Below are 22,777 nucleotides of genomic sequence, written 5' to 3' on the forward strand. Positions count from 1 at the left end.
TGTGTCACGATGCGCGTGAAATGATCACTGCCGCCGACAGGCACACCGCCCTCCCTTATCTCTGATTCAGAACTGTAGTCACTCGGTCCGACATCCGCGTCCGTGATCGAGGTCTGGCGATCTACCCGAGCGCCTGCCGAGTTCACTGAAGCGGGGCGTCCGCCCTTTAGTAGTTCACCACCAACGGCCTTGAACACGCGATCTGTTGGAGTGTCAGCTGACGCTCGTATCGTGGACGGATGGCCAATGGCGTGTGGCACACCGGATATTACATAGAGATCAATCTGTCCCTGCCCGACCTCGGTCATCCTGGGCGTCCCGATCTGGTGCGGGAGATCACCGCAAGCGTCGCCGACCGCGATCCGCAGCTGCTCGAATGCGTCGCCTACCGTGACGGGCGCGAATGCCTGTCTGAGACCAGCGGGAAGTCTCCGTGGATGTTCATCCGCCGAGGCCGCGTCGGAGGCCGTCGGCCACTCGTCGCCTCGCACCTGCCGATCACGCACAAGGCGACGCCAGCGGAGAGTGAGCAGCACAAGGCCTCGAAGGAGCGGATCGTCGAGACCGCCTCGCGCTACGGCCTGGGCGCCGAAGCGGAGGTGCCCACGGCGAACCGGCGTAGCATCTCCGACGCCCTCGTCACCGGTCCCGGGGGCATACGGATCGGCTGGGAGATCCAGTACCACCACCTCAGCCCCAGCAGCGTGCACCGCCGCTCGGTCAACGCCGTGCAGCACGACATCACGCCCCTGTGGGTGGCCAAGGACCGCACCGCCTCCTTGATCGACCGCGCGCCCTGGGCCCGCGTGGACGACATGCCGTGGAAGGACATCGCCGGAGGCAAGGAGATGGTGATCCGCGGTGGGTACCGCTACCTCCAGGTGTGGAAGTGCGTGCCCAGCAGCGACCGGCACTGCCTGCTGTCCGACGGCGCCGGTCATTGTGGCGGTCTTCACTCCGACTGGTTCGTGCCTGCGCTCTGCGAGCCGGAGAAGAAGGCGGTCCACCTCGAAGACCTCGTACTAGAGAGCGCTACGGGGGAGAGCGTGCCGGTATACGTCCCCAACCGCGGCAGCGGCCGAGCTGGACGGCACATGTGGGTGCCCTCGGCTGACTGCAAGCGGTGGCGGGAGCTGATCGGCGAGAAGGAACCGCTCCCCGGTTCCCCGGCGCAGGAAGAGGACGACGAGATCACCTTCGCAGAACAGGAGATAGACCGGACCTGCCGGGCTGGCCATGAAGGCTGGTTCGTCAGCGACGCCCGGCCCATCCGCGATCTCGGCCAGCCCACCGGCGGCTTCACCCTCCCCCGGATGCCAGCGCAGCGGTCCCGGAACCCGATGCTGATCACTGCCGTCGAGCGGACCGCTGCCTCCGCCGCGCTGGGCTGCCCACCGTGGGAGCTCGGGCCATGCGCCGAGTGTGGCCAGCTAATGCGCAGGTACGGGCGGGACGCTGCCATGTTCTGTGGCGTGTGCCGCGTCGTCCTCAACGACCGCTAGCTCCGAAGCCACAGCGGAGGGCAACCGCAACTACGGAACAGTGAAGGACCCGACCGGCGATGTGGTCGGGTCCTTCGTTTTGCTCTGGCGGGCGCGTGCGGAGGATACGAGATTCAAACTCGTGAGGGTTAGTTGCCCCCCCAACATGCTTTCCAAATATTCGTACGCCCGTCCGTCGAGGTCCGCACCCGTCCTGACCTGCGGCGGAGCTCTTGGGTCAGCCTCGTCCGGACGGCACCGGGCGAGGGTGAACGAGACCAGACCTGAGACCGCCCGAGCGTCCTGTCTGCCTCGGCGCTATGCCGGCAGAGGCTGCCGGATTGGGGATCCCGTCCGGTCAGGCCGCACCGACGTTCAGCTACCGAGCCCCCTGATGCCGATCCCGAATTTTCCTCAGAGCTACTCTTCGCCCCAGTTGGTTCACGGAGTGAACCAACTGGGGAACGTGGGGAGCGAGCGCAGGCGTGACGCGGCTGCTCTTCGACGGGTGTCAGAGCTGTGGGGGATGATCGGGCCATGCTTCAAGTGAGAGACGAGCACGGTCGTCAGGTGAGGAATCCGGGGCCCACGGCCTTGAGCCGGATGGTGGCGAACCTCGGCCGGGGCAACGCCTTCGTGATCGTCGAGCGAGTCGACGAAGAGGCGGCCGGTGATTGGTATGTGCAGGTGTGGCTGAGGGATGACAACACCTATCAGCTGGAGTTCCGTGACGGGACGGCGGCAGAGCACTACCAGACCCGGACGATTTCCCAGGAAAAGGTGATCGTCGCCCTGAGCGGCTGGGCCAAGGGGCGCCCGGATTGGAAGGACGCCTTCATGTGGAACAACATCGGCGCCTCGTTCGGAAACGCCGGCTGACCCTGCCGCCGCCGGGGGCCGACAAGGTCAGTGACGTGCGGTCGCTCAGCTGCGGCGCATGGGGATGACGTCGGGACTTGCTGCGGGGATGGTGGGCCGCGCGGCCTCGGGGGTGGCGAGAAGCGCGACGATGGTGACGGGTTTGTCGCAGTGCGGGCAGTTGCGGATAGCTGTGGGCGTCAGGGGTGTGGGTGCCGGCGACTGCCGCGTGACCACGTCGGTTTCCGCTGTATTGATGGCTTCATCGCGTTCACGGCGTCGCCGCCTGGCTGCTTCGGCCTTGCAGCGGGGGGTGCAGTAGGTATGGCGGGTTGCCTGGGGGTTGACCTGGAACTGGGTCCAGCAGATGGGGCAGGCCCGGCGCTCAACCAGCACGTCCGGTCACCCCTTTGCGGAGGTTGTCGGAGTGGGACTGGTGCGAGCGGAGACGGTAGGACGGGCCATCGATGCCGACTACGGCGGCTCGGTGAAGCAGCCGGTCGAGCATCGCCGCGGCGACGGTCGCGTCGCCGAAGGCGCCTGCCCAATCTGCAATACCGACATTGGTCGTGAGGATCGTGCTCGACTTCAGATACCTCTGATTGATCACCTGGAAGAGGGCTGAAGCGCCGTCGCCCGGCAGCGGGAGGTAGCCCAGTTCGTCGATCACGAGCAGTCGGGGTCCGGCGAAGAACCTCATGATGCTCGACCAGCGGCCTTCGAGTGCGGCCTTGTGACACTTGGCAGCGAGTTCGGCGGCGGTGGTGAAGTAGACGCGGTGGCCGGCATCTACCGCGGAGCGGGCGAGTGCGACGGCCAGCATCGTCTTGCCGACGCCGGGCGGGCCGACCAGCAGGACGTTGGAGGCGTTGTCGAGGAACCGCAAGGTGGCCAGGTCGCGGATGAGTTTCTCGTCGACGCCGGGCTGGGCGGCGAAGTCGAAGTCGTTCAAGGTCCATGGTTCTGGCAGGCAGGCGAACCTCAGTCGAGAGGAGAGTTTGCGGGCCTCGGTCGCCTCCACTTCGATCTCGAGCAGCTTCTCCAGGGCGGTGGTGAGGGTCATCCGCTCGGCTCGGGCCTGGTCCAGGACGCGGGGAAGGGCTTCGGCGGCGTCGTTGAGTTTCAGATAGGACAGGTGTCCTCGCAGTTGCTGGTAGCGGCGGGCCTCGCTCATCGGCATGGTGTCACTCACTCTCGCGCTCCTGGTCTTCGTGGGTGGGGGCCTGCCGCAGCCGGTCGGCGACGGCGGCGTAGCGGGCCAGGTCGATCACGACCCGGTTCGCGACGTCCGATTCAGGTCGGCCGCGAAGCTTTTCGGCTTCCGCCTGGGCCGCGGCGGATGGTGGCCGGCGGACCTTGGTTCGGCAGGGAGCCTTGTCGGAGAACGAGGCGAGTACCGCTCGTTCGAGGGCGATGACGTGCCCGGCGTCCCGGACGGTCTGGCCGGCTCCGTCCGGTGCCCGGCGGTGGTGGGCAATGACCGCGCGACCGGCGGTGACGACATGCAGGTCGTCCTCGCCGAGACGGATCCTGACCGTGACGTGGGCGCCGGTCAGGCCGGGCGGGACGGAGTAGCGGTTGCCGGCGAAGGAGACGAGTCCTTGCGGGCTGACGACGCGGGTCTGCTCCAGTTCGGCGGGGAACGGCCGGGTCGGCAAGTCCAGCAGCGGTTCGCCTTCGGCGAGCGCGGCGACGGTGGTGGAGGCTCCGTCGAGCTTGCGTTTGCGGCTGTCCATCTGCGCGGCCAGCTTGTCGACACCGCTCTGACCTGCCTCGATGCTGATGCCGTCCGGGACGGTTCGCCACCAGCGCTGAGCCGCTGAGTGGTTGGCCTTCTCGACGACACCCTTGCGGTTGCCCGGCCGGGGCGGGCAGAAATCGACGCCGGCTCCGTAGTACTTCGCGACGGCGGCGAAGGTCGGCAGGATCCGTCCGGTCGGTGGGTGGCAGACGGTGGCCATCCGGTCGAACCGCCAACGGCGGGCCGTTCCGCCCAGCCGCCGCAGCACAGCGTCGATGGACTGCACCAGGTGCGGGAAGGTCTCTGCCTCGGCAAGCACGGCTCGCCACCGGCCCGAGTGAGCCAGAGCGCCGACGAGGAGATGTGCGTTGGCGCCGACGCCCCACTCCGCGGGCGGGTCCGGGAGCTCGACCCAGTCGAACTGGATCTCTTCGCCCGGAGGGTGCGCGATGATCGCCACGTCTCGGCCGCTCGTCGCCCGGCAGGGTTCGCAATGGGGACGTGCTTTGTACCGCCGCAGGGCCCGGGTGAAGGTGGAATATCCGCCTGCATAACCGAGTTCCACGACTTCGTCGAAGAGCGTCGATCCCCACAAATGCGGGTCGTCGCTCAGCCGTTGGCGGCAGTACTCCAGGAAGGGCATGAACGCGTCCGGCGACTGGCGGCGATATCCGGAGACTCGCTCGCCGTTAGGCGCGGATCGTCTTGCGGTCGTGCCCCAGGTGCCGGGCGATCGCCGAGATCGACCAGCCTTGGCGACGCAGTGCGTGAGCGTCCACGTCTTCCTCCCAGGTGAGCATCCAGGGGCCCTTCAACAGGCCGGACTCTGTGCTCACGCAGGCTCTCCACGACACGCCGGCACCAGTTCGACACGCCGAGAAGGATCACGCAAAGGGTGGGGAGATCACCTGAGCAGGTTTGGCCACCTCAAGAGCGGCACCTGGGGAGGTTCAAAGAGCGCCATCACCCCTGCTCGATGGCGAGAGGGTGCGGTTACAGGCCGTACAGCTTCAATCCGACGTGGTCGACAACCCACCGGTACCCGTCGCCATCGATGGCGAAGTAGATCCGCCCTACCCGGTCTTTGGTCGTGTGGTCATCGAGCTTGATGTGGGGCTGCCGGTCCCAGACACGCTCCTCGAACTTGAACTCGTGCAGCTTCTTGATCCGCAAGGGTTCGTCTTCAGGTGCATAGGTCAAGGACGTCTGGTTGCCGATCCAGGAGACCAGCGAGTCACCGACCGTGCTTTTCTCTTTTTTCCACGCCTTGGCGAGAGCGGCCAGCGAGTCCAGAGCCTCCCTCATTCGCTCGAAGTCCTTGTACGAGCACTTGCGCCACTGAGCCTTCGCGTTGGGGGTGAAGACGAGAGCTCCGAAAGATTCCTTGGTCCACCGGTCCCAGTCAGAGGAGAAGTCGGGACTGCCTGTGGCTGGGTGGCCTTCCACCTCCGCTGGCTCCGCCGGCAGCGGGGAAGGCTCGGCACTCAGGCGGGCTTCGAGATTCGCAACGTCGATCTCTAGCCGACCGATCTTGCTCTCCATCTCCTCGTTTGCTTCGAGAAGTTCGAGTGTCTGACTTCGCTCCTCCTCCAGCTTGGCCACCAGTAGAGCGACCTGCTTGCTCTCAGCTTCCCCTGCAAGGCTTTCGAGGATGGAGTTTGTCTCGGCTGAGCGGACTGCGTCCCAGAGGCGGTCCCTGCCTCGCGCGACAACGCTAAGCGGAGCGAGAAGCCGCATCATCGTGCGTAGGAGTGCTTCATGGTCGCCGCAGAGTTCGGTGGAACCCCACCATGGATTGCGGGCATCAGGGGTGGGCCAGTACAGACGTGGGGTCTGATGCAGCGTTGGGTGACAGGTTCAGTCACGCGGCCTGAAGAGCCGACGTGGTCATGACGGTCTCGTATTCGACGGGGGTCAGGCGGCCGAGGGCGGCTTGTCTGCGGCGTCGGTGGTAGGTCCGTTCGATCCAGGTCACGATCGCGATCCGCAATTCCTCGCGGGTGGACCAGGTGCGTCGGTCGAGGACGTTCTTCTGCAGCAGGCTGAAGAAGGACTCCATGGCCGCGTTGTCGCCGGCCGCCCCGACTCTTCCTATCGAGCCGACCATCTGGTGGTGGCCGAGGGCCCGGACGAGCTTCCGAGAGCGAAATTGTGATCCTCTGTCGCTGTGCAGGATGCATCCGGCGACGCTCTGTCACCGGGCGACGGCGTTGTCCAGGGCGGTCACTGCCAAGCGGGACTTCATCCGGGCGTCGATGGAGTAGCCCACGATGCGGTTGCTGAAGGCGTCCTTGACCGCGCACAGATACAGCTTGCCCTCACCGGTGGCGTGTTCGGTGATGTCGGTGAGCCACAGGCGGTTCGGGCCGTCGTCGTGGACCGCCGGGCCCGCCTTCTTGGCCCGGCCGCGTTTCTTGCCGAACACGCTCCACCACTGGTTGTCCCGGCAGATCCGCCAGGCGGTGCGGTCAGCCATGCCTGCACCCGCGTCGCGGGCCTCGTCGGCCAGGAAGCGGTAGCCGAACTCCGGGTCGTCGCGGTGCGCGGCGAACAGCGCCTGCGCGCGATGGGCTTCCTCGACCTCGGCTGCGGTCACCGGCTCGTCGAGCCAGCGGTAGTAGGGCTGTCTGGCGAGCTTCAGCACCCGACACGCGACCGTGACGGGCACCCCGTCGCCGGCCAGCTCCTTCACGAGCGGGTAGATCCTTTTCCCGGCAGGTTCGCCTGCGACAGATAGGCCGCCGCCCGCCGCAGGACCTCGTTCTCCTGCTCCAGCAGCTTGATCCGCCGACGCGCTTCCCTCAGTTCCGCGCTCTCCTGGCTCGTCGTCCCGGGCTTCACGCCGTCGTCGATGTCCGCGCGGCGCATCCACTTCCACAACGTCATCGCGTGGACGCCGAAGTCGGCGGCCACCTGCTCGACCGTGACGCCCGGACCGCGGTTCCTCGCGACCCGCACGACGTCTTCGCGGAACTCCTGGGGATAAGGCTTGGGCACAGCGACATCCTTCCCACCTACCCGACAGGGCAAGCCAGTTCAGATGTCACCCGATCGTGCGGCAGACCCGTGCGCCGTCCCTGGGTAGGAGGTTCCGCTCCAGGTTTGCGTTGAAAGAGTCGAAGGCCAGCCAGCCGGAAACAACCACCACATGGGCCAGACCTGCAAGGCGGCGGGCAGCCTTGCGGGCGAAGGCATCCGGTGGCCCCATCATCCGGATCGATGAGACGGCGAGGACTGGCAGGCGCCGCTGTGGGCTGTCCAGATGCTCACGAACCGCGGGAACTTGGGCGGCAAGGACTGGCGTCACAGTGGCGTTGACGGTGTCAGAGCCGTCCGTACGGCGAAGCTCAGGATCGCGCATGATCGCGTTGAGGGCGCGAGGAGGCTTCAGTTCCTCCACTGTCGCGGGAGCGAGCAGGCCACCGCTCTTCCGCCCCATTACAACGCGGAACCCGGTCCTGCCATCACACACTGACGAGGTCAACTGGCAAACGAACCGGCCCCCCTTGGGGAGCTCTTGCTCGATCTCCATCCGCAGGGCATGTGCGCTGTCGCTGCCAGTAAGCGGGACCCAGCTCACGTGCTGAGCGGGCCGCCCCGGACCGTATCCAGGAATCACGACCTCGCCCTTGCCGGCCATGAAACCTGCCGCAGACAAACCAGTCGTACTTGGAGAGAGGTGCTCCTCCATGTGAGACAGGAGCCGGTAGAAGACGGACGTCGTGTCACAGCCGTCCAAACTCTCTACCTCAAAGCCGACGACATACAACTGCTGCATGGAGTCCCCTCATCCCGCTCGTGCATTCAGTGCGATGAGGGTGGCCCTCTCACGCTGAAACCGGGGCAGCATGGTGGCACAGCATCACCCACAAGGCGCAGTCACCTTAAGTAGACCGTGACCGATCTCGACAGCCGGGGCGATCCGCGCCAGCCGAACACGCAGGACGCAGGCGTACTACAGGTGAGCCCCGTCTCGCCGTCGCGGAGCCTCTCCCTAGCAGCCGCGAGTCGCAGAGGAACAACGACGGGCCCGGCCGAGGCGGCTGCCGGGACCCGTCGAAGCTAGTGAGGGTCACTCCTCCTGCTTCTCGTCGTCGTGACGGGTCTGGCGAGCCTCTCGGCGGGCACGGCGGACCTCGAGGGTCATGGTGAGCGAGGCGCCGATCACGGTGAGGATGTCTGCTGCGATGGAGAGGATGTCGTTCATGGCTAGTCCTTCGTCCGGTTGGGACCACGCGAGGTGGCTGCTGGGCAGACGATGGCGGCGAGTTGCTTTGTACGGACCCCGTGGATCGGACATCGCAGGTAAGTTCCGGACAGGAGGGCAGTTGTCCGGGACAGGCCGGACAATGCAGGGAGCAACTGGGCTGGGGACTGGGTGGCAGAGCCGAGGAAACAGGGCCGCAGGTGGGCAGAGATCCAGCAGGGCAACGATCAAGCCCGCCGCCTCGCCATCTTCCTGCGGGCGCAGGTGGACGCCTCCGGGAAGACTCTGGCCGTTCTGGCACCCGAGGTCGGGTACTCCAAGAGCATGGTTGGCACCCACCTGAGTGGGCGGATCCCGCCCGAACGGTTCGTCACCGCCCTGATCAGGGCCACCGTGCCCCCGCATCTGCGGGAACGCCGCGAAGCGGAGGCGCTGAAGCTGCTGTCCGACACTCGGCACCCGCCCCGCACCAGCACCCCCCGGGTGCCGTCACAGGCGCCAGGGGCCGGTATCGCTGCGATGCAGACGCGGCAGATCGAGACCTACGAGCGGCTCACCCGTGCGCTGGAGCAGCAGGCTGAGCTGCGACAAACCGTCGAGAACTCCGCCCGCCTGATCTGGGTGCTGCTGAGCATGATCCAGAAGCTGAACGAGCGGGTCGGCGTCCTATGCGAAGACCGTGACCAGCTCGCCCAGAGTGCGGGGCGTGAGGCGCTGGAAGCCGCCGAGCACAAACTGAATCGAGCCCGTGCCCAGCAAGCGAAGGCATTGTCGCAGGCGGCGCGGGCCGAGGAGAAGAAGCGCCAAGCCGAACATCTCGCCGCCCGCCTCCAAGCGCAGATCGAGGAGCTCACCGACGAACTCGGCCGTCTGAGTGGCGACGACCCTTCAGCGCACGACAAGTTCCCCCGCCCGACCGTCCCGGTCCAAGCCAGCCGTACAGACAGTCGTGATGCAGAGGCGGACGACTTCGACGCCGCTCTTGCACGCGCCGAGGCGATCAATGACACCGACACCGACACCATCGACCGGATCAGCACCGAAGTGATCGGCGGACCCGCTGCCTCGATCCCGGATAACTCTGTCACCAGGATGGACGCACCGGACACGGCCATTGCACCAGCGGCCAGGGACACAACGGACTGGACCGGGGACCTGTCCCTCGACGTGCTCCGAGCCCAACTCGAAGAGGCGCGCCAAGAATCCTTCCTGTACCTGGAAGAGGCACTCAACACCAGGGAGGAGGCCGACCGAGCCCGCGCCGAGGCGGCCTTGCTACGTTCGCAGCTGTACCAGGCTGGCCGCCACGAGGACGCCGTGGTCACGGAGGATCCCGAACGCGAGCCTTCCTCGTACGAAGAGCTTTGGCAACGCCTCGACGCCTTCTCTGGTCTTATGGTCACAGCGGACCCAGCCGTCGCCGCCGGACTGGGTCAGCATCCCCGAGCCCGAGTCTGGGCGGCGAAGACCTGGCATGCTTTGCAGGCGCTGGACTCCTACGCTCACGAAGCCAAGAAAGGCTTCAAGGGCACCTTCTACGACTACTGCAAGGCCGGGCCGGCCGGAGCGTCGGGCTGGCCTGTCAAGCAGGTCGCCGTCTCCAGGGACATGAAGACTCCGCATATCTTCCCCGTGCCGACGTCAGTGGCCCCGTCAGGAGTGGCGGTGATGAAGGCCGGCCTGGTCATCGACCGTGCAACCGCTGTGTCTCCGCGTCTGTACTTCCTTGACGACGCCAAGGGCGCTACAGGCAAGATCATCATTGGCTACATCGGACCGCACCTGAGCGCCGCGATGCGGTAAATCTGGCGTGCCGGTCCCCGTACCAGCACGCCATGCCCTCGTTGACCCCAGCCGCAGGGGCCAGCGCGTAGCGCCTCCCCAGACGCCGACGATCTCCGCCACCCGCTCCGGAGCGGTCGTCCGCTTCCTATCGGCCGTCGTGGTCATGTCGCAGTACACGAGCGGATCCACCGGCCGAGGCTCCAGCAACGGGAACCCGGCCTCAAGCCTCTCCCCGAGCCCACGCTCCTCGGCTTCCAACTGAGCAAAAGAATGGTGCGGCTCCGTCGTCGATCCGCTGCGATGGGCCACTCAGCACGCCCTTCATCGACGAATCCATCGGTGAATCAGCAACGACCGTGAACGCACCCTAGAGAGGTACCGGAGATGACGATCACCAAGCGCAACGCCAGGGCCATCCTTCTGGACAGCGACGAGCTCGTTCTCATCAAGCGGACCAAGCCCGGCCGGGACGCGTACTGGGTGACCGTCGGTGGCGGCGTCGAGGCCGAGGACGCGAGCATTGAGGACGCCCTGCACCGCGAGGTGTTCGAGGAGATCGGAGGCAAGCTGAGCAAGGCTGAGCTCGTGCACCTGATCACCGACTCGCTGGAGGACGGCCTGGGTGTTCAATACATCTTTGCCGCGCGCCTGGAGCAGATGGACATCGCGGCCCGTACGGGCACCGAGTTCGACAAGCCCGAGCGGGGCGGCTACGAGGTCGTGCACGTACCGTTCACCGCAGTGGCAATCCGGCAGCTCGACCTGATGCCGCCGGCGCTGGCCGAGTTCATGGCCAGCAACGTCGAGGCCATCACGGCCGTGCTCGACGCCCAGATCAGCGCCTCCTGACCGTCGTCATGTTCCTCAGCCTCAACGGCCCGGACAACGCCGGCAAGACCACGCAGCTACGTCTGTTCGGCGCTCGCTCCCCCAGCATCCAGCTACTCGGCTCCGCTCACGAGCACGATGCCGCTTCGTGGGAGCGAGTCGCCAGTGAGGACTACGCCGCGTGGTGGTTCGAGCACTCGACCACCGCCGAGCTGACCGCTCTGCTCCTCACCAGTTCCAAGAAGCAGGCCGCTGCGCTCGAGCCCCGCTGCGTCGGTCCCCTCGACCGAGGGATGCCGATGCTGATCGCCGTGAGCGCGGCCACTGCCTCGGTCAAGAAAGACTCGTCCACCGCGGACGGCGTGGGCGAGGCGGGCACCATTCTTGCAACGGCCGACGACAGGGGAGGTTGCGGTGCTCCGTGTTGACGGACGGATCGTGTCGGCGGGGCTCTTCCTGATATGGTCGCCCGTTCGCCGAGGAGGTCGTGATGACTGGTTCCCTGCCTGTCGCTGCCCAAGTGGATCTACGCCGTCAGTCGGTGGACGACGTAGTGGGGCGCGTGGAGGAGGCTCTGCACGTGCGATTGGACCGGCAAGAGCTTGTACGCAAACGGCGTTCCCTGGGCGGTCGTACGGACCGGGGGACGTGGGTGCGCATCGAGCGGCGGGGATTTGAGCGGATCGGCCCGCAGGGTTGGAACGGGACCGAGGCCGCTGCCGTGCTGCAAGGGGTGGCGATGCCTGAGTGGTACCAGGGCGTGGCGTGGCGCGAGCCGGGCGAGCCGGTGATGTGGCGCGCGGATGAGCTGGAGCTGATTCCGTCGCCGTCTGTCGGCAAGGGTGCCCTGGTGCTCGAAGACCCGGGCTTGCCGGACAAGTGGTGGGAGGCGTTGAACGCTTCGCTGGACGCGCTTGCCTCACAGCAGACGCCGCGGATCGCGACGCCGGACACGGTGACGATCACGCAGGAGCAGGTAACCCAGACCCTAGCGACGGTTTTCCCTGGGGTGGCCGATACGCGGATTGAGCGGTGGGCGCCGGCTCATGCGGATCTGACGTGGGCCAACGTGATGGGACCGGAGTTCTCCCTCATCGACTGGGAGGACTGGGGCATGGCGCCCCGGGGTCTGGACGCCGCAACGCTGTGGGGCAACGCGCTTGCCGTCCCGGGGCTCGCGGACCGTGTCCACCGGGAGCGGCGTGTGGACTTGGAGAGCCGGGACGGCAAGCTGATGTCGCTGTTCTTCCTGTCGAAGATCGTCGGACCCTATGCGTACGAGGAGGACCCGCTGCTGGCGCCGGCCCGGAAGGAAGCGGAGCGCCTGGTGGCCGAGCTTCAGCTCTGACGGTGTGAGTGGAGGGCGCGGAGATACTGACTGACGGCGGCGGTGTCCACCTCCGTGCCCAGGGCCTGGAGCAACTGGGCCAGGTGCCTGGGGTCGTCGGTGCCGACCGCCATCGCGGAGGCGGTGGGCAGGTGGAACGCGGTCCGGAACGCCGCCTGTACGCGGGACAGATCTCCGTGACGCGGTCCCAGAAACGGCCGAGGGTCGAACTCTTCCCACACCTTCCCGTGGCCGCCACCGAAGGGGCTCATGCCCCAGGTCGCGCCCGCCTGCCAGGCCGTGCGCAGGACGGTTGTCGCGTCGAGGAGGTCGATGCCCACGAGGAACCCGGCCCTGACCATCAAGACGTCCGGAGACGGCAGGTCGTCCACCTGAACCTTGCCGAGCGGCCTGGTGTCCCAGGAGGCCACACCCCAGGCGCGGCACAGACCGTCGCGGGCGGCGTCGGCCAGAGCGGTGCAGGCGCTGCCGAGGAGGGCGTGGCCATCGGCAGTGGACAGGCCCGCGAGGGTCCGTTCGGGGTTGTGGAGGAGCACGGTGTCAGGTTCCCTGCCGAGTTCCCGGGCCGCTCGCTCGACGGCCAGCCGCAGCCGGACCGGATCAAGGGAGTGCTCCGCACCTCCAGCGCTCGGGAAGAAGCCCACCTTCGTGGAGAGGGTGAACCTCGGCAGCAGATCGGCGGCCGTCTCGGCCAGCACCGTGTGCGAGCGGAAGCCGAAGTAGGGAGCCGCAGTGTCCAGGGCGGTGACGCCGAGGTCGAGTGCGGCCGTCAGGATGTCGCGGTGGTGACGAGACCGGTGTAGGCCGAGGACAAGGCGGGGGTCAGCTCCGTGCACAGTTCCTCCTTCAGCAGGATGTCGGCGAGCTGTTCCACGTCCAGGCCCGTCTTCTCGGCGGCGACGGCGATGTCGACGGGGTGGCCGCTCAGCAGCAGGGCGAGAGCGGGGTACGCCTTGCCGGCGAACGTAAGCTTCTTGCCCGCAGCGAGGACGTCCACGATGTCGCCGTGCTGTTCGATCACGGGCTCGAAGTCGGTGACGCACACGACGGCCACGGGCTTACCGAACAGGCCGGTGGCCGGGACATGCCGGGCGGCCAGGCGTTCCCGCTCGCGGGCATCGAAGAAGTCCTGTGGGGTCAGCTTCGTAGCCATCTCGGCGACGGCGTCGGCCAGGAGCTGCTGCTGTCCCTCCCACTGGCCGGGGGAGTTCCAGCGGTCCAGGTCGTACCGGAACAGGTCCTGCGTGCGGGCCTGGTCGGCGAGCCAGGCCAGCCAGTTCACGCCGACGCGCTTCACGATGCCGAAGGTGGCGTGGAGGCTGTAGCCGTCGCCCTGGTCGTCGCGGGTGGCCTGGTGCCAGAAGCCGCGCGGGATGTGCATCACGTCGCCGGGCTCCATGACGCCCTGCCACACGATTTCCTCACTGGGCTCGGCATTGGGGGCGGAGTCGCGGTACATCGGAACCTCGCGCGAGGTGCCGCGGACTTCCCAGCTCTTGCGGCCGGCGAGCTGGACGATCACGGTGTCGTGGTCGTCCCAGTGGAGCTTGAAGCCGCTGGCGTCCTGGGTGGTCAGGTAGGCGTTCACCTGCACCAGCTCGTGGGCCCACCACTGGAGCGCACGGCAGGTGGCTTCCATGGCCGGGTCGAAGAAGTCGACCTCGTCCAGGACCATGGTGCAGCCCTCGCGCATCAGCCCGCCGACGCGGCGCATGTCGGCCATGGGGATGGCCTGTCCCCGCCGGGTGACGGAGGGCTGGATGTAGCGGCCGGGGTGCAGTTCGGCCCCGTCCTGGAAGATGCGGAACTGGGGCGTGGTGACGCTGCGGCGCATCACCAGGTCCAGCAGCTTCCTGGGATTGAGCAGGCGATCGAGCAGATCAAGGTCCCCGATCGTTCCCCGGGCGAAAGAGGCTCCGAGTGCACCGGGCCCGTCCCAGCCGAGGGCCTTTTCAAGTGCGGTGACGAAGTGGTGGTCCACGTGTTCCTCCGGTCGGCGTCATAGCGGGTGAAGGCCGGGGGCCCGCCGTGGATGACGAGCCCCCGGGTGGTGCTGTGGCGTACTGGCGGGGCTACTCCTGCGGGAGGTTCAGGCCGTCGCGGTTCTCGCCGTCGTCGCCCGCGGAGGTGCCGGTGGAGTCGGACTCCGCCGCCGCGGCGGTGAAGCGGTCCTGGACCTTGATCAGGCTCTCGACGCCGATCAGCAGGTCTTCCTTCTGCGCTGCCATGTGTGTCTCCATTCCTGGAAGTCCAGGGCCGACGGATGCCGGCCCAGCCCCGATGGGGCGTGCCTCACCAGCCCCTTTGTTCCCGGGCCGGTGAGGAGATGGGGGTGGCGCGAGGCCACGGATCGAGCGAAGGCGGGATTCGTGCCGGAAGCCGGTTGCCGGTCAGCGGCCGGGGTCACCAGCGATGGCCAGAGTGACCACCAGGACGGTGACGACGGCGGCGTAGAGGAGCACGGCGAGCTGTTGGCGCCAGCCCCGCGGAGCTCGACCACGTACCCGGGAATCCCGTTCTAAAGGAGCTTTCAACGTCGGAAGGCGGCCACTACGCCGACCCCGGCGCGATGGATGCCGGCTGAAGGGCACGGACCGACGACGAGGTACCGCCACAGCGGGGGCATTCGCACGGTGGGTAGCGGCCGGGGTTGGAGAGGATGTCGAACGGGTCGCCTTCCAGGACCCGCGAGCGCGGCGACCATGTCCGGCCCGAGTCCCGCGATACCCGGATGCTCATCAGGACGCGGGGCTCTATGCCCAGGTCAGGAGTTGCCCCGAGGGCCGTTCGCTCTGTGTCAGGAGTGCCCGCCGAATCGTTCAAGGCGGTCGTCCTCGGTCGCTGCGCCATGTCCAGAAGGATCGCGATCAGGACGACGAGCCAGAAAGGCCCAGCGGATTACCCAACTTGGGTAACATCACGGTTGGTTAAGACTTTGAAGCGATCCGTAGTCTTCCTCCGGAGCGTGCGCGATGCCCGAGACACGTCGTACGAAGGAACTACCAGTAAGTCTGCTCACCGAGCCCGAGATGATCGACGCGTGCCGTGTGCGCGACTTTGCGAGGGTCTTTCGCCTGGTCAAGACTCGGGCAGGCATCTACCCGTCGATGATCGCGCGGCAGTGCGAGCTGACGCCGAGCCGAGTGGGTGAGGTGATCGCGGGTCAGCGACAGCTCCTCCACATGGAAGTGATCGAGCGGATCGCCGATGGATTGCGTATCCCGGGGCACATGCTCGGGCTTGCCCGCCGTACGTGGGAGACGCCGGCTGTCTTGGCCGTGGCCGAGCGGGAACGGCCGGAGTTCGGTCACGTGCCCGTTGAGCCGAAGCTCCTCAGCGTCTTACCGGGCGTGGAGGTGGACAGCATCCTGGCCCTGGCCGCCGGGACCAACCCGAGCCCATCCACATTGCACGCTCTGCGTTCTTCGATCGAGGACTACTGGCGTCGCGACGACGAGCACGGGGGCGAGACTCTTCGACCTGCTGTCGTCGGCCAGCTTCGATATGTCGAAGGGCTACTGAAGGACCAGCGGCCCGCGCCGATCCAGCACGGCCTGTACGGCATCGCGGCGGAGCTGGCGCGGTTGACCGGGTGGACGTACTTCGATGCCCGGCAGTACCACCAGGCTCGCGCGTACTTCTCGGAGGCTCTGCAACTGGCCCGGGAGATTGACGACCACTCGTTCATGGCGAACGTGTTGGCGTGCATGAGCCTGCAAGCGACCTACCAGGACAAGCCGGCGGACGCGCTTGCACTGGTGTCTGCCGCCCAAGACCAGGCCCGAGCGGCCATCGGCACGACGCCGAGAGTCCGGGCCATGCTGGCCATGCGTGAGGCCTTCGCCCACGCGACCTTGGGTGACCGGACAGCGACCCACACCGCGATCTCCGAGGCGCACAGTCAGTACGGCCGAATCAAGGCGGACGACCCGGACCCGGCATGGGTGACGTACTTCGACGAGCCGAAGCTCATCGTGGACACGGGCATTGCACACGGCCGTCTCGGCGAGGCGGCGATTGCCGAACCGTTGATCGCGGGTGCGCTAGAGCGGGAGGACCCCGCGAACCAGCGGGGTCGGGCGTTCCACGCCTTCTGGTTGGCCCGTACGCAGCTCCAGCGGGGCAAGCTCGACCAGGCGTGCCACACGGCGATCGAGGCACTGGTACCCGCCGCAGCCGTGTCGTCCGAGCGGGTGACCGGGCACCTTCGCGAGTTCTACGAGCAGCTTGCGCCGTACCGCGAGGTGCCGGCCGCGGTCGCCTTCGAGGCACGCCTGCGAGCGATGTTTCCGCCGCAGGGTCAGCGAGCCCCTTCGTCCATCAGGACGTAGAGGAGGCCGACGAGTGAGCCGCTGCTGACGATCTCGCGGCGGTCGATCATGCCGCGGATGTTCGCCAGGGGGATCCACTCGATCCGGTCCGACTCGTTCTTCTCGGTCGGCGGTCCGTCGTACGCGGCGCCGTCGGCGCGGAACAGGTGGTGCTGGGAGTCGGTGATGCCGTTCGCCGGTTCGGCGTAGATCAGCGGCTTCATCGGGCCGGGACGCCAGCCAGTCTCTTCGAGGACTTCACGGGCGGCAGCCTCGCCGGGGGTCTCGTCGGCCTCCACCAGGCCCATGGGCAGCTCCCAGGCCCACGCGTCCGTGATGAAGCGGTGGCGCCACATCATCAGGACCTCTTGGCGGTCGTTGATGACAGCAGCCACGGCCAGGTGGCGGAGCTTGACGACGTGGTGTTCCCAGCGGTGACCGTCCGGGGTTTCGATGTCGGTGAGCCACAGGTTCACCCACTTGTTTTCGTAGATCGGACGTTCCCCGTGGATCTTCCACTGCATCGCTGCGGCCCCTCTCGATCGACCTCCAGCATCGCAGAGCCAGGATGAACTATGGTCGGGTACAGGCAAATTCACGTCATAATGACGAATAAGGGCGCGGCCCTTCGGAGCTGCCGGCATTGGCACGGCTCGTCGTCAGCGCGGCGATGCCCTCCAGAACCCGTGCCACGTCTGCGAGGGAGTCGAATACAAGGTCGGCGCCGGCCTCGGTAAGTTCGGCCTTGCCCGATGCGATACCAATGATGGGGGCACCGCCCTCAAGGCCCGTTCAAAGATCCTCCAACGAGTCCCCGACGATCACAGCATCCGAGCATGTGAAGACCATGCCGTACTTGGCCTGGGCGCGGTTCTGAGCGGACGAACGCTAGCCGGTGGTGGTCGCCGGAGGCGAATCCGCCGATCTCGAAGTCGAGGAGGCCGTCGAGCTAGAAGGCGGGCTTGAGTAAGACGGTCGTCACGGACGTCGGGCCGGTCGAGATCGAGGTGCCGCGAGGGAGCGTTCGAGCCGCAGATCGTCAAGAAGCGTCAGCGCCCGCTGACCGGCGTGGACGAGATGGTCCTGTCGCTGTCGGCGAAGGGTCTGACCCACGGCGAGATCTCCGCTCATCTGGCCGAGGTCTACGGAGCCGAGGCCGCCAAGCAGGCCATCTCCACGATCACCGATTCGGTGATGGAGGGCATGGCCGAATGGCAGGCCCGCCCGCTCGACCACGTCTATCCGGTCGTGTTCATCGACTGCATCAACGTGAAGATCCGCGACGGCCAGGTTGGCTGCATAGGTGAGAGGTGGGCCAAGGCGCTGGGCCGGGTCCCGATCGCCGGCGCCTCGGCGGTGGTGGACCTGCCCGACGGGCGGCCGCTGCGGCCCGGCGGGACGGCGGAACAAGATCGTGACCGTGCTGGTGGAGCCGGTGGCTCCCGCGGAGGACTCGGACGGGGAGACGGAATTTGGGGGTAGTTGGGCAACTATCCGATGTGATGAACGGGGTTCAGGTCGCGGATCTTCTACTGCCGGGTGTCGCGGTGGAGGTCGACCAGTTGGTACTGACAGATGCAGAGGTCCGGGTCGCCGTGCGGTCAGGGTCCGTGGCGGCGGCCTGTCCTGGATGCAGGCGGAGATCTTCGAGAGTGCACTGCTACTACCAGCGGACTCTGGCAGATCGTCCGGTCGCTGGCCGGCGTGTGCGGATCGAGCTACGGGCGCGTCGCCTCGTGTGCGGGAACGGGCAGTGTGACCGTCGGACGTTCGCCGAACAGATACCTGGCCTGACGCATCGCCACGCACGCCGCACCGACGCACCCACCGCCCAGCTCACCGACGTGGCCCTGTTCCTGGGCGGCCGACCAGGCGCTCGGGAAATCCAGCGCCTGGGCTACCGCGGCGACGTCAACACCGTCCGCCAGCACCTGAAGCCCTATCGCAACGGCGCGATCCCGGTCTCCGCTCCCTTGCCACACCTGACCGTCCGCGGGGCACCGACTGGATCATGCGCCGACCCGAGCGCCTCACCGATGTTGAGCAAAAGGAACTCGCCGAGTTGTGCGAGCGGAACCCCGCGCTGGCCACGACCGTCGAGTGCGCACGCCGCCTGGCACTCATGATCCGCGACCGCCGCAGTGAACACCTCGCTCTCGACGTCTGGATGGCCGACGTCCGCCTCGACGGACAACGCGAACTGCGCACCCTGGCCAATGGCATGCGACGCGACCACGCGGCCATCCAGGCCGCCCTCACCACGACCTACACGTCCGGGGCAGTCGAGGGCAACGTCACCAGGATCAAGCTCCTGAAGAGACAAATGTGCGGTCGCGCAAACTTCGATCTCCTACGACGCCGCATCCTGCTCTCACCATGATCAAGAGACCCCTACCCCCAAATCAGCGACAGAGCCCAAGTTCTGTGCCAGAACCCACAAACCATGAACAAAGCCACTGAGCCTACAAACCAGCCCAGTTACACCGAAAACTTGGCTCTTACAGCATTTTCGTAGGCGTTGATCGCTGTAGATGCTGGGGTCAGCTGAGCAGGAGGCGTTGGCGTAGAAGGGGGTGTCCGGCGCGGCCTGAGGTCTGACGTTTAATCAGTTTGATCTTGTTGTTGACGCCTTCGGTGCGGCCGTTGTGCCAGGGAAAGGTCAGGGTGGCGTCGACGGCCGCGCGGTCGCGTTCGAGTCTGGTGGTGTAGGGATGGAGGAAGGGCAGGTTCTCTGCCCGGACTCGGGCGATCCAGCCGGTCAGCGCCGCGGCGCTGTCGGGCGCCGGGGTGAGCATCGTGGCGAAGTCGATCGCGATGCCGTTCTCCGAGTGCATCATGATCAGCCCGCCGTTACCCGACGCCCGCTGCATCACCAGCAGGATCTGGCCGTCGTCGCCGTAGAAGATCCCCGGGTAGACCATGAACAGCTTCACTCGACGAAGAATCCTCTTGAATCAATCAAGGACCCTCAACTGCCAAGTCGAGCAGTCAGCGGCACCCGAAACCGGCGCAGCTGCCTGGCCGCGCACCTGGGGCTTCAGGAGTCCAGTCGGCGTGCGGATTGTAGAGGACGATGTCGACATCGGAACCTGGCGCGATCATGCCCTTCTGCGGATCGAGACCGAGCATCTGGGCCTTGCTCGCGCAGGCATTGCAGGCCCACCAGCGCTGGCCGATGCGCCCGTCCACGACGGCCTGATACAAGAGATCGATGCGGTTCTCCACCCCTGGCAACTCGTTCACGAATGGCCAGGTCACGCGAGGCACGAAGAGGGCGCCCATTTGCCTGGCTCCCGAGGTGAGGATGGTCGACTGTGGCCGGGGGCCGCGGAGGGAACCTCCCCACGACCGACCGGCCACGGCTGTCACACCCCGGGCAGGATGTTCCGGTCGGGAGAGCCCAGCGCACGGATGCGCTCCTTGGCCACCTCAATGACATCACCGGACAGGTCGTTGCACGACCACCGGCGCCCCGACAACTCCGCGGCCACTGCCGTGGAGCCGATGCCGACAAACGGGTCGACGACGTGCTCCCCCTCCCTGGTGAGCAGTTCCATGAAGTAGGTAGGGAGCGCGACGGGGTAGCGATCGATGTGGGGTTCGGTGCCCTCGGCGGCACAGTGGTCCAGATACTGGAGATCAGTGTACGAATCACCCATCGTCAGAAGGTTCCCGAAGGGATGGGTCAGGCTGCTCTGGAACATGCGCACCTTTGTGGTGTCCACAGGGACGTCCTTGGCCCGAGAGAACCAGTACCAAGTGCTCACGGAGTCGTGCATTCGGATGCGCTGCTCATCCACCCACTCCTCGCGCGCGTACAGGAGCTGCGGGTTGTACCAGTAGAACTCCTGCAGCAGGTGCCACTCTCCCTCTTCCAGAAGATCGGCCAGCGCGGCGTAGTTCTGGATGGTCCTGACAGGACCGTCGCTCGCCCAGGTGCACCCCATCTCCAGGACGACGCTCCCGTCGGGCAGTAGCACGCGCTCGAACTCCTTCATGAAGCGGCGGAACCACTCGCTGAAGGGCCGACAGGTCGGGTCGTCGGACGTGATGTCGTACGGTCCTGTGAACCACACGGACGAGACGATAAGGCGGACGCTGGCGTCAGGCAGGGTCCGCAGGAAGTCGACGGCGTCTCCCCTCGTCAGTCGTCCGTGGTCGGTGCTGATGACGCAAGTCACGTCCGATTCCTTCGTCTCCTGGCTCATATGCGTTCCTTTCCTGCCGGGGAATCAAGGGTGGGGAGGGTGGTCGCGGCGTCCAGCAAGGTATCGATCACGGCAGCGAGGTCCCCCAGACGGCTGTTGACCAAGACGTCGTCCAGCAGGACGTTGGCGCCGAGGTCTCTCTCGATGCCGCGCTGTACCCGGAAGGCCAACAAGGAGTGCCCGCCGAGTTCGAAGAAGTCGTCGTCGGCCCCAATTCGGTCCATCAACAGCAGTTCCTCCCACAGCCGGGCCAGGTACTTCTCGGCGTCCCCCGCCGGCTCGACGTACCGGTCGCGGCGTTGCGTGTCCCGCTCGACCAGGCGGTTCACGGCTGCGAGATCCCGCTTGCCGTTGTGGTTCTCCGGTATCCGCTCGCTGACGAGGATCTCGCTGGGCACCATGTAGTCGGGCAGCCGGAGCCGCAGATGGGTGCGGAGTTCCCTCGGGGCTATCGGTTCGCGCACCACCACGACGGCGACGAGCCGACGGTCCTCGCCGGGACCGGACGGGACCACGACGGCATCACGGACGAGAGGATGCTCAACGAGCAAACCCTCCACCTCGCCGGGCTCGACGCGGTATCCGCGGATCTTGACCTGGCGGTCCACCCGTCCGACGAAGTCCACCAGCCCGTCGGCGCGACGGCGCACCAAATCACCCGTGGCGTACATACGTCCGGTTCCCGTGAACGGATCCGGCAGGAAGCGCTCCCGGGTCAGCTCAGGAAGCCCCAGGTAGCCGCGAGCCACTCCCGCGCCGCTCACGTTCAGCTCGCCCACGGTCCCGTCGGGCACGGGCGCACCGCTGCCGTCGAGGATGTACGCGGTCACACCAGACAGCGGTCGGCCGATGGGCACATGACCTGCGCCCAGGCTGGTCTCAGTGACCTGATATCCGAAGCACATGGCGGTGGTTTCCGTGGGCCCGTACCCGTTCACCAGGTGGCCCTGGAAACCACTGCTCAGCACATCGGCGCAGGCAGCCGGTGAGAGCACGTCCCCACCGACGAGCAGCACCCGGATCGTGTTGAACGCTTCTGCATCCTCCCGAACAACTTGGTTGAAGGCCATGGTCGGGAAGAACATCACCGTGATGCGGTGACGGCGCAGTTCTTGGGCGAGGTCCAAACCCAGCAGTTCCCGGACGGAGGGCAGGACGACTAGTTCGGCGCCGGCGTCGAAGCAGCACCAGACCTCGAAGATGAAGGCGTCGAAGGCGATGCTCGACGACTGGGACACACGGTCGTCGGTCTCAATGTCGGGCAACCCAGTGTTGCGCACGAAGGCGAGCACGTTCCTGTGCTCGATCAGGATGGGCTTGGGGCGGCCCGTGGAGCCGGAGGTGAAGTACACGCATGCGGCGTCGCCAGACGCAGGGAAGGCCGTGGGACTCCCGTCGAAATCCGGGAGCCCGATGATGCCACCCCAGACCGTGACCCCGCATCCTTCGGGCGGATCGAAATCCTCTGCCCGTTCCGCGTCCGTGACCAAGAGCTGGGCTCCGGTGCTACGAATCATCAGGTCAGCCCGGTCGGCTGGATGGCGGGTGTCGATAGGGATATAGGCCGCACCCGCCTTCAGGATCCCAAGGAGTACGGCGAGCAGTTCTGCCGTGCGCGGCAACCGAACCGCGATCAGGTCCTCCGGCCCGATGCCGCGTGCCGTCAGCTGCCCCGCAAAGGCGTCGGAGTAGCGGTCCAGTTCGTCGTACGTGATCCGCGCACGACCGTCACTGACCGCGGGCCGCGACCCGTGCCGGCGAGCAGTCTGGGTGAACAACTCCACGAGAGAAATCGTGTGCGGGCGGGTCGACGCATGTTCCATAAATTCCTCCAGGCGCGACGTGCCATAACAGGGCGACCCTACGCGGCCGCCGACGCGAACCGAAACACCAAACCGTGAACTTGAACACTTCTCCAGAGCACTGGACAGGCAGCCCACCGTCGGGTAAACCGTTTTCGCGCGCCACTAAACGATGGCGCATGCCGGATTCGGCATTAATATTTCAACGT

The 22,777-nt window shown here is 66.5% G+C and carries 23 protein-coding genes and 4 pseudogenes; 11 read left to right on the forward strand and 16 right to left on the reverse strand.

The genetic code is table 11. The features are described from left to right. Positions 1–239: 239 nt before the first annotated feature. Both OG730_RS07990 and OG730_RS07995 read left to right on the forward strand, forming a co-directional pair. Positions 240–1,502, forward strand: coding sequence for a competence protein CoiA family protein (locus tag OG730_RS07990; protein ID WP_327303553.1), 1,263 nt, complete (start codon positions 240–242; stop codon positions 1,500–1,502). Positions 1,503–2,084: 582 nt separating this feature from the next. Further along, positions 2,085–2,360 (forward strand): hypothetical protein, encoded by a 276-nt coding sequence (locus OG730_RS07995; protein WP_327303554.1) that lies wholly within the window; start codon positions 2,085–2,087, stop codon positions 2,358–2,360. Positions 2,361–2,405: 45 nt separating this feature from the next. Here OG730_RS07995 and OG730_RS08000 read toward each other — a convergent pair whose 3' ends face one another. The 8 genes and pseudogenes from OG730_RS08000 to OG730_RS08035 form a co-directional block, all read right to left on the reverse strand. Continuing rightward, positions 2,406–2,735, reverse strand: coding sequence for a hypothetical protein (locus OG730_RS08000; RefSeq protein WP_327303555.1), 330 nt, complete (start codon positions 2,733–2,735; stop codon positions 2,406–2,408). Then, positions 2,725–3,531: an IS21-like element helper ATPase IstB gene (istB, locus tag OG730_RS08005; protein ID WP_314250970.1), complete on the reverse strand. Its 807-nt coding sequence runs from the start codon at positions 3,529–3,531 to the stop codon at positions 2,725–2,727. The genes OG730_RS08000 and istB overlap by 11 nt, the downstream gene beginning before the upstream one ends. Then, entirely contained in the window at positions 3,524–4,540 is a 1,017-nt protein-coding gene (locus OG730_RS08010) for a Mu transposase domain-containing protein (RefSeq protein ID WP_327303556.1), read from the reverse strand. The genes istB and OG730_RS08010 overlap by 8 nt, the downstream gene beginning before the upstream one ends. Positions 4,541–4,769: 229 nt before the next feature. Beyond that, positions 4,770–4,916: a hypothetical protein gene (locus tag OG730_RS08015; protein ID WP_327303557.1), complete on the reverse strand. Its 147-nt coding sequence runs from the start codon at positions 4,914–4,916 to the stop codon at positions 4,770–4,772. A gap of 157 nt (positions 4,917–5,073) precedes the next feature. Then, complete coding sequence (locus OG730_RS08020; RefSeq protein ID WP_327303558.1) at positions 5,074–5,820, reverse strand: hypothetical protein; 747 nt, start codon at positions 5,818–5,820, stop codon at positions 5,074–5,076. Positions 5,821–5,941: 121 nt separating this feature from the next. After that, positions 5,942–7,077 (reverse strand): annotated as a pseudogene (locus OG730_RS08025) (IS3 family transposase). Positions 7,078–7,123: 46 nt separating this feature from the next. Continuing rightward, positions 7,124–7,858: a hypothetical protein gene (locus OG730_RS08030; RefSeq protein ID WP_327303559.1), complete on the reverse strand. Its 735-nt coding sequence runs from the start codon at positions 7,856–7,858 to the stop codon at positions 7,124–7,126. Between the two features lie 294 nt (positions 7,859–8,152). After that, positions 8,153–8,287: a hypothetical protein gene (locus tag OG730_RS08035; protein ID WP_327303560.1), complete on the reverse strand. Its 135-nt coding sequence runs from the start codon at positions 8,285–8,287 to the stop codon at positions 8,153–8,155. Positions 8,288–8,458: 171 nt separating this feature from the next. On the opposite strand from OG730_RS08035, the gene OG730_RS08040 reads away from it, so the two are divergent. The 4 genes from OG730_RS08040 to OG730_RS08060 all read left to right on the forward strand — a co-directional run bounded on the left by OG730_RS08040 (position 8,459) and on the right by OG730_RS08060 (position 12,248). Then, positions 8,459–10,090: a helix-turn-helix domain-containing protein gene (locus OG730_RS08040; RefSeq protein ID WP_327303561.1), complete on the forward strand. Its 1,632-nt coding sequence runs from the start codon at positions 8,459–8,461 to the stop codon at positions 10,088–10,090. Between the two features lie 366 nt (positions 10,091–10,456). Next, positions 10,457–10,921, forward strand: coding sequence for an NUDIX hydrolase (locus OG730_RS08050; protein ID WP_327303562.1), 465 nt, complete (start codon positions 10,457–10,459; stop codon positions 10,919–10,921). Between the two features lie 8 nt (positions 10,922–10,929). Further along, positions 10,930–11,328, forward strand: a complete 399-nt coding sequence (locus OG730_RS08055; RefSeq protein WP_327303563.1) for a hypothetical protein — start codon at positions 10,930–10,932, stop codon at positions 11,326–11,328. Between the two features lie 62 nt (positions 11,329–11,390). Beyond that, positions 11,391–12,248 carry a hypothetical protein gene (locus OG730_RS08060; protein WP_327303564.1) on the forward strand — a complete coding sequence of 286 codons (858 nt, stop codon included), beginning with the start codon at positions 11,391–11,393 and terminating at the stop codon, positions 12,246–12,248. Here OG730_RS08060 and OG730_RS08065 read toward each other — a convergent pair. The 3 genes from OG730_RS08065 to OG730_RS08075 form a co-directional block, all read right to left on the reverse strand. Continuing rightward, positions 12,239–13,084 carry an aldo/keto reductase gene (locus OG730_RS08065; protein WP_327303565.1) on the reverse strand — a complete coding sequence of 282 codons (846 nt, stop codon included), beginning with the start codon at positions 13,082–13,084 and terminating at the stop codon, positions 12,239–12,241. The two genes, OG730_RS08060 and OG730_RS08065, sit on opposite strands and share 10 nt — an antisense overlap. After that, the gene (locus OG730_RS08070; RefSeq protein ID WP_327303566.1) at positions 13,018–14,229 is read right to left on the reverse strand and encodes a JmjC domain-containing protein; all 1,212 of its coding nucleotides are present in this window, start codon (positions 14,227–14,229) and stop codon (positions 13,018–13,020) included. Before OG730_RS08070 ends, OG730_RS08065 begins: the two co-directional genes overlap by 67 nt. A 91-nt stretch (positions 14,230–14,320) precedes the next feature. Further along, positions 14,321–14,476: a hypothetical protein gene (locus OG730_RS08075; RefSeq protein WP_157853303.1), complete on the reverse strand. Its 156-nt coding sequence runs from the start codon at positions 14,474–14,476 to the stop codon at positions 14,321–14,323. Positions 14,477–15,220: 744 nt separating this feature from the next. On the opposite strand from OG730_RS08075, the gene OG730_RS08080 reads away from it, so the two are divergent. Next, entirely contained in the window at positions 15,221–16,579 is a 1,359-nt protein-coding gene (locus tag OG730_RS08080) for an NsdA family TPR-like regulatory protein (protein WP_327303567.1), read from the forward strand. On the opposite strand, the gene OG730_RS08085 is transcribed toward OG730_RS08080, so the two are convergent. Next, a complete protein-coding gene (locus OG730_RS08085; RefSeq protein ID WP_327303568.1) occupies positions 16,549–17,082 on the reverse strand; it encodes an NUDIX hydrolase in 534 nt (177 codons plus the stop codon). The two genes, OG730_RS08080 and OG730_RS08085, sit on opposite strands and share 31 nt — an antisense overlap. 441 nt (positions 17,083–17,523) lie before the next feature. Here OG730_RS08085 and OG730_RS08090 point away from each other — a divergent pair. The 4 genes and pseudogenes from OG730_RS08090 to OG730_RS08095 form a co-directional block, all read left to right on the forward strand. Next, positions 17,524–17,851 (forward strand): annotated as a pseudogene (locus tag OG730_RS08090) (transposase); the annotation flags it as partial. Next, positions 17,840–18,023 (forward strand): annotated as a pseudogene (locus tag OG730_RS44265) (hypothetical protein); the annotation flags it as partial. The pseudogenes OG730_RS08090 and OG730_RS44265, both read left to right, overlap by 12 nt. A gap of 37 nt (positions 18,024–18,060) precedes the next feature. Next, positions 18,061–18,684, forward strand: coding sequence for a transposase family protein (locus OG730_RS44270; RefSeq protein WP_442815183.1), 624 nt, complete (start codon positions 18,061–18,063; stop codon positions 18,682–18,684). Then, positions 18,570–18,938, forward strand: a complete 369-nt coding sequence (locus OG730_RS08095) for a transposase (RefSeq protein WP_327303569.1) — start codon at positions 18,570–18,572, stop codon at positions 18,936–18,938. The genes OG730_RS44270 and OG730_RS08095 overlap by 115 nt, the downstream gene beginning before the upstream one ends. Before the next feature lie 160 nt (positions 18,939–19,098). On the opposite strand, the pseudogene OG730_RS08100 reads toward OG730_RS08095, so the two are convergent. From OG730_RS08100 to OG730_RS08115, 4 genes and pseudogenes are all read right to left on the reverse strand, one after another. Next, positions 19,099–19,362, reverse strand: a pseudogene (locus OG730_RS08100) (transposase); the annotation flags it as partial. 184 nt (positions 19,363–19,546) lie between these two features. Further along, positions 19,547–19,840, reverse strand: a complete 294-nt coding sequence (locus tag OG730_RS08105; protein ID WP_442814856.1) for a hypothetical protein — start codon at positions 19,838–19,840, stop codon at positions 19,547–19,549. An 83-nt stretch (positions 19,841–19,923) separates the two neighbouring features. Beyond that, positions 19,924–20,766: a DNA-methyltransferase gene (locus tag OG730_RS08110; RefSeq protein WP_327303570.1), complete on the reverse strand. Its 843-nt coding sequence runs from the start codon at positions 20,764–20,766 to the stop codon at positions 19,924–19,926. After that, positions 20,763–22,550, reverse strand: coding sequence for a non-ribosomal peptide synthetase (locus OG730_RS08115; protein ID WP_327303571.1), 1,788 nt, complete (start codon positions 22,548–22,550; stop codon positions 20,763–20,765). The genes OG730_RS08110 and OG730_RS08115 overlap by 4 nt, the downstream gene beginning before the upstream one ends. Positions 22,551–22,777 lie beyond the last annotated feature (227 nt).

The sequence above is a fragment of the Streptomyces sp. NBC_01298 genome (assembly GCF_035978755.1).
Taxonomy (GTDB): domain Bacteria; phylum Actinomycetota; class Actinomycetes; order Streptomycetales; family Streptomycetaceae; genus Streptomyces.

Bases quoted from the DNA above. Each gene is read 5' to 3' on its own strand.
- OG730_RS08085 (WP_327303568.1), bottom strand. From the start codon at position 17,082: ATGCAGTGGAAGATCCACGGGGAACGTCCGATCTACGAAAACAAGTGG.
- OG730_RS08095 (WP_327303569.1), top strand. From the start codon at position 18,570: ATGCGCCGACCCGAGCGCCTCACCGATGTTGAGCAAAAGGAACTCGCC.
- OG730_RS08080 (WP_327303567.1), top strand. From the start codon at position 15,221: ATGCCCGAGACACGTCGTACGAAGGAACTACCAGTAAGTCTGCTCACC.
- OG730_RS08050 (WP_327303562.1), top strand. From the start codon at position 10,457: ATGACGATCACCAAGCGCAACGCCAGGGCCATCCTTCTGGACAGCGAC.
- OG730_RS07990 (WP_327303553.1), top strand. From the start codon at position 240: ATGGCCAATGGCGTGTGGCACACCGGATATTACATAGAGATCAATCTG.
- OG730_RS08035 (WP_327303560.1), bottom strand. From the start codon at position 8,287: ATGAACGACATCCTCTCCATCGCAGCAGACATCCTCACCGTGATCGGC.
- OG730_RS08055 (WP_327303563.1), top strand. From the start codon at position 10,930: ATGTTCCTCAGCCTCAACGGCCCGGACAACGCCGGCAAGACCACGCAG.
- OG730_RS08020 (WP_327303558.1), bottom strand. From the start codon at position 5,820: ATGATGCGGCTTCTCGCTCCGCTTAGCGTTGTCGCGCGAGGCAGGGAC.
- OG730_RS07995 (WP_327303554.1), top strand. From the start codon at position 2,085: ATGGTGGCGAACCTCGGCCGGGGCAACGCCTTCGTGATCGTCGAGCGA.
- OG730_RS08060 (WP_327303564.1), top strand. From the start codon at position 11,391: ATGACTGGTTCCCTGCCTGTCGCTGCCCAAGTGGATCTACGCCGTCAG.
- OG730_RS08030 (WP_327303559.1), bottom strand. From the start codon at position 7,858: ATGCAGCAGTTGTATGTCGTCGGCTTTGAGGTAGAGAGTTTGGACGGC.
- OG730_RS44270 (WP_442815183.1), top strand. From the start codon at position 18,061: ATGAACGGGGTTCAGGTCGCGGATCTTCTACTGCCGGGTGTCGCGGTG.
- OG730_RS08110 (WP_327303570.1), bottom strand. From the start codon at position 20,766: ATGAGCCAGGAGACGAAGGAATCGGACGTGACTTGCGTCATCAGCACC.
- OG730_RS08105 (WP_442814856.1), bottom strand. From the start codon at position 19,840: ATGGGCGCCCTCTTCGTGCCTCGCGTGACCTGGCCATTCGTGAACGAG.
- OG730_RS08075 (WP_157853303.1), bottom strand. From the start codon at position 14,476: ATGGCAGCGCAGAAGGAAGACCTGCTGATCGGCGTCGAGAGCCTGATC.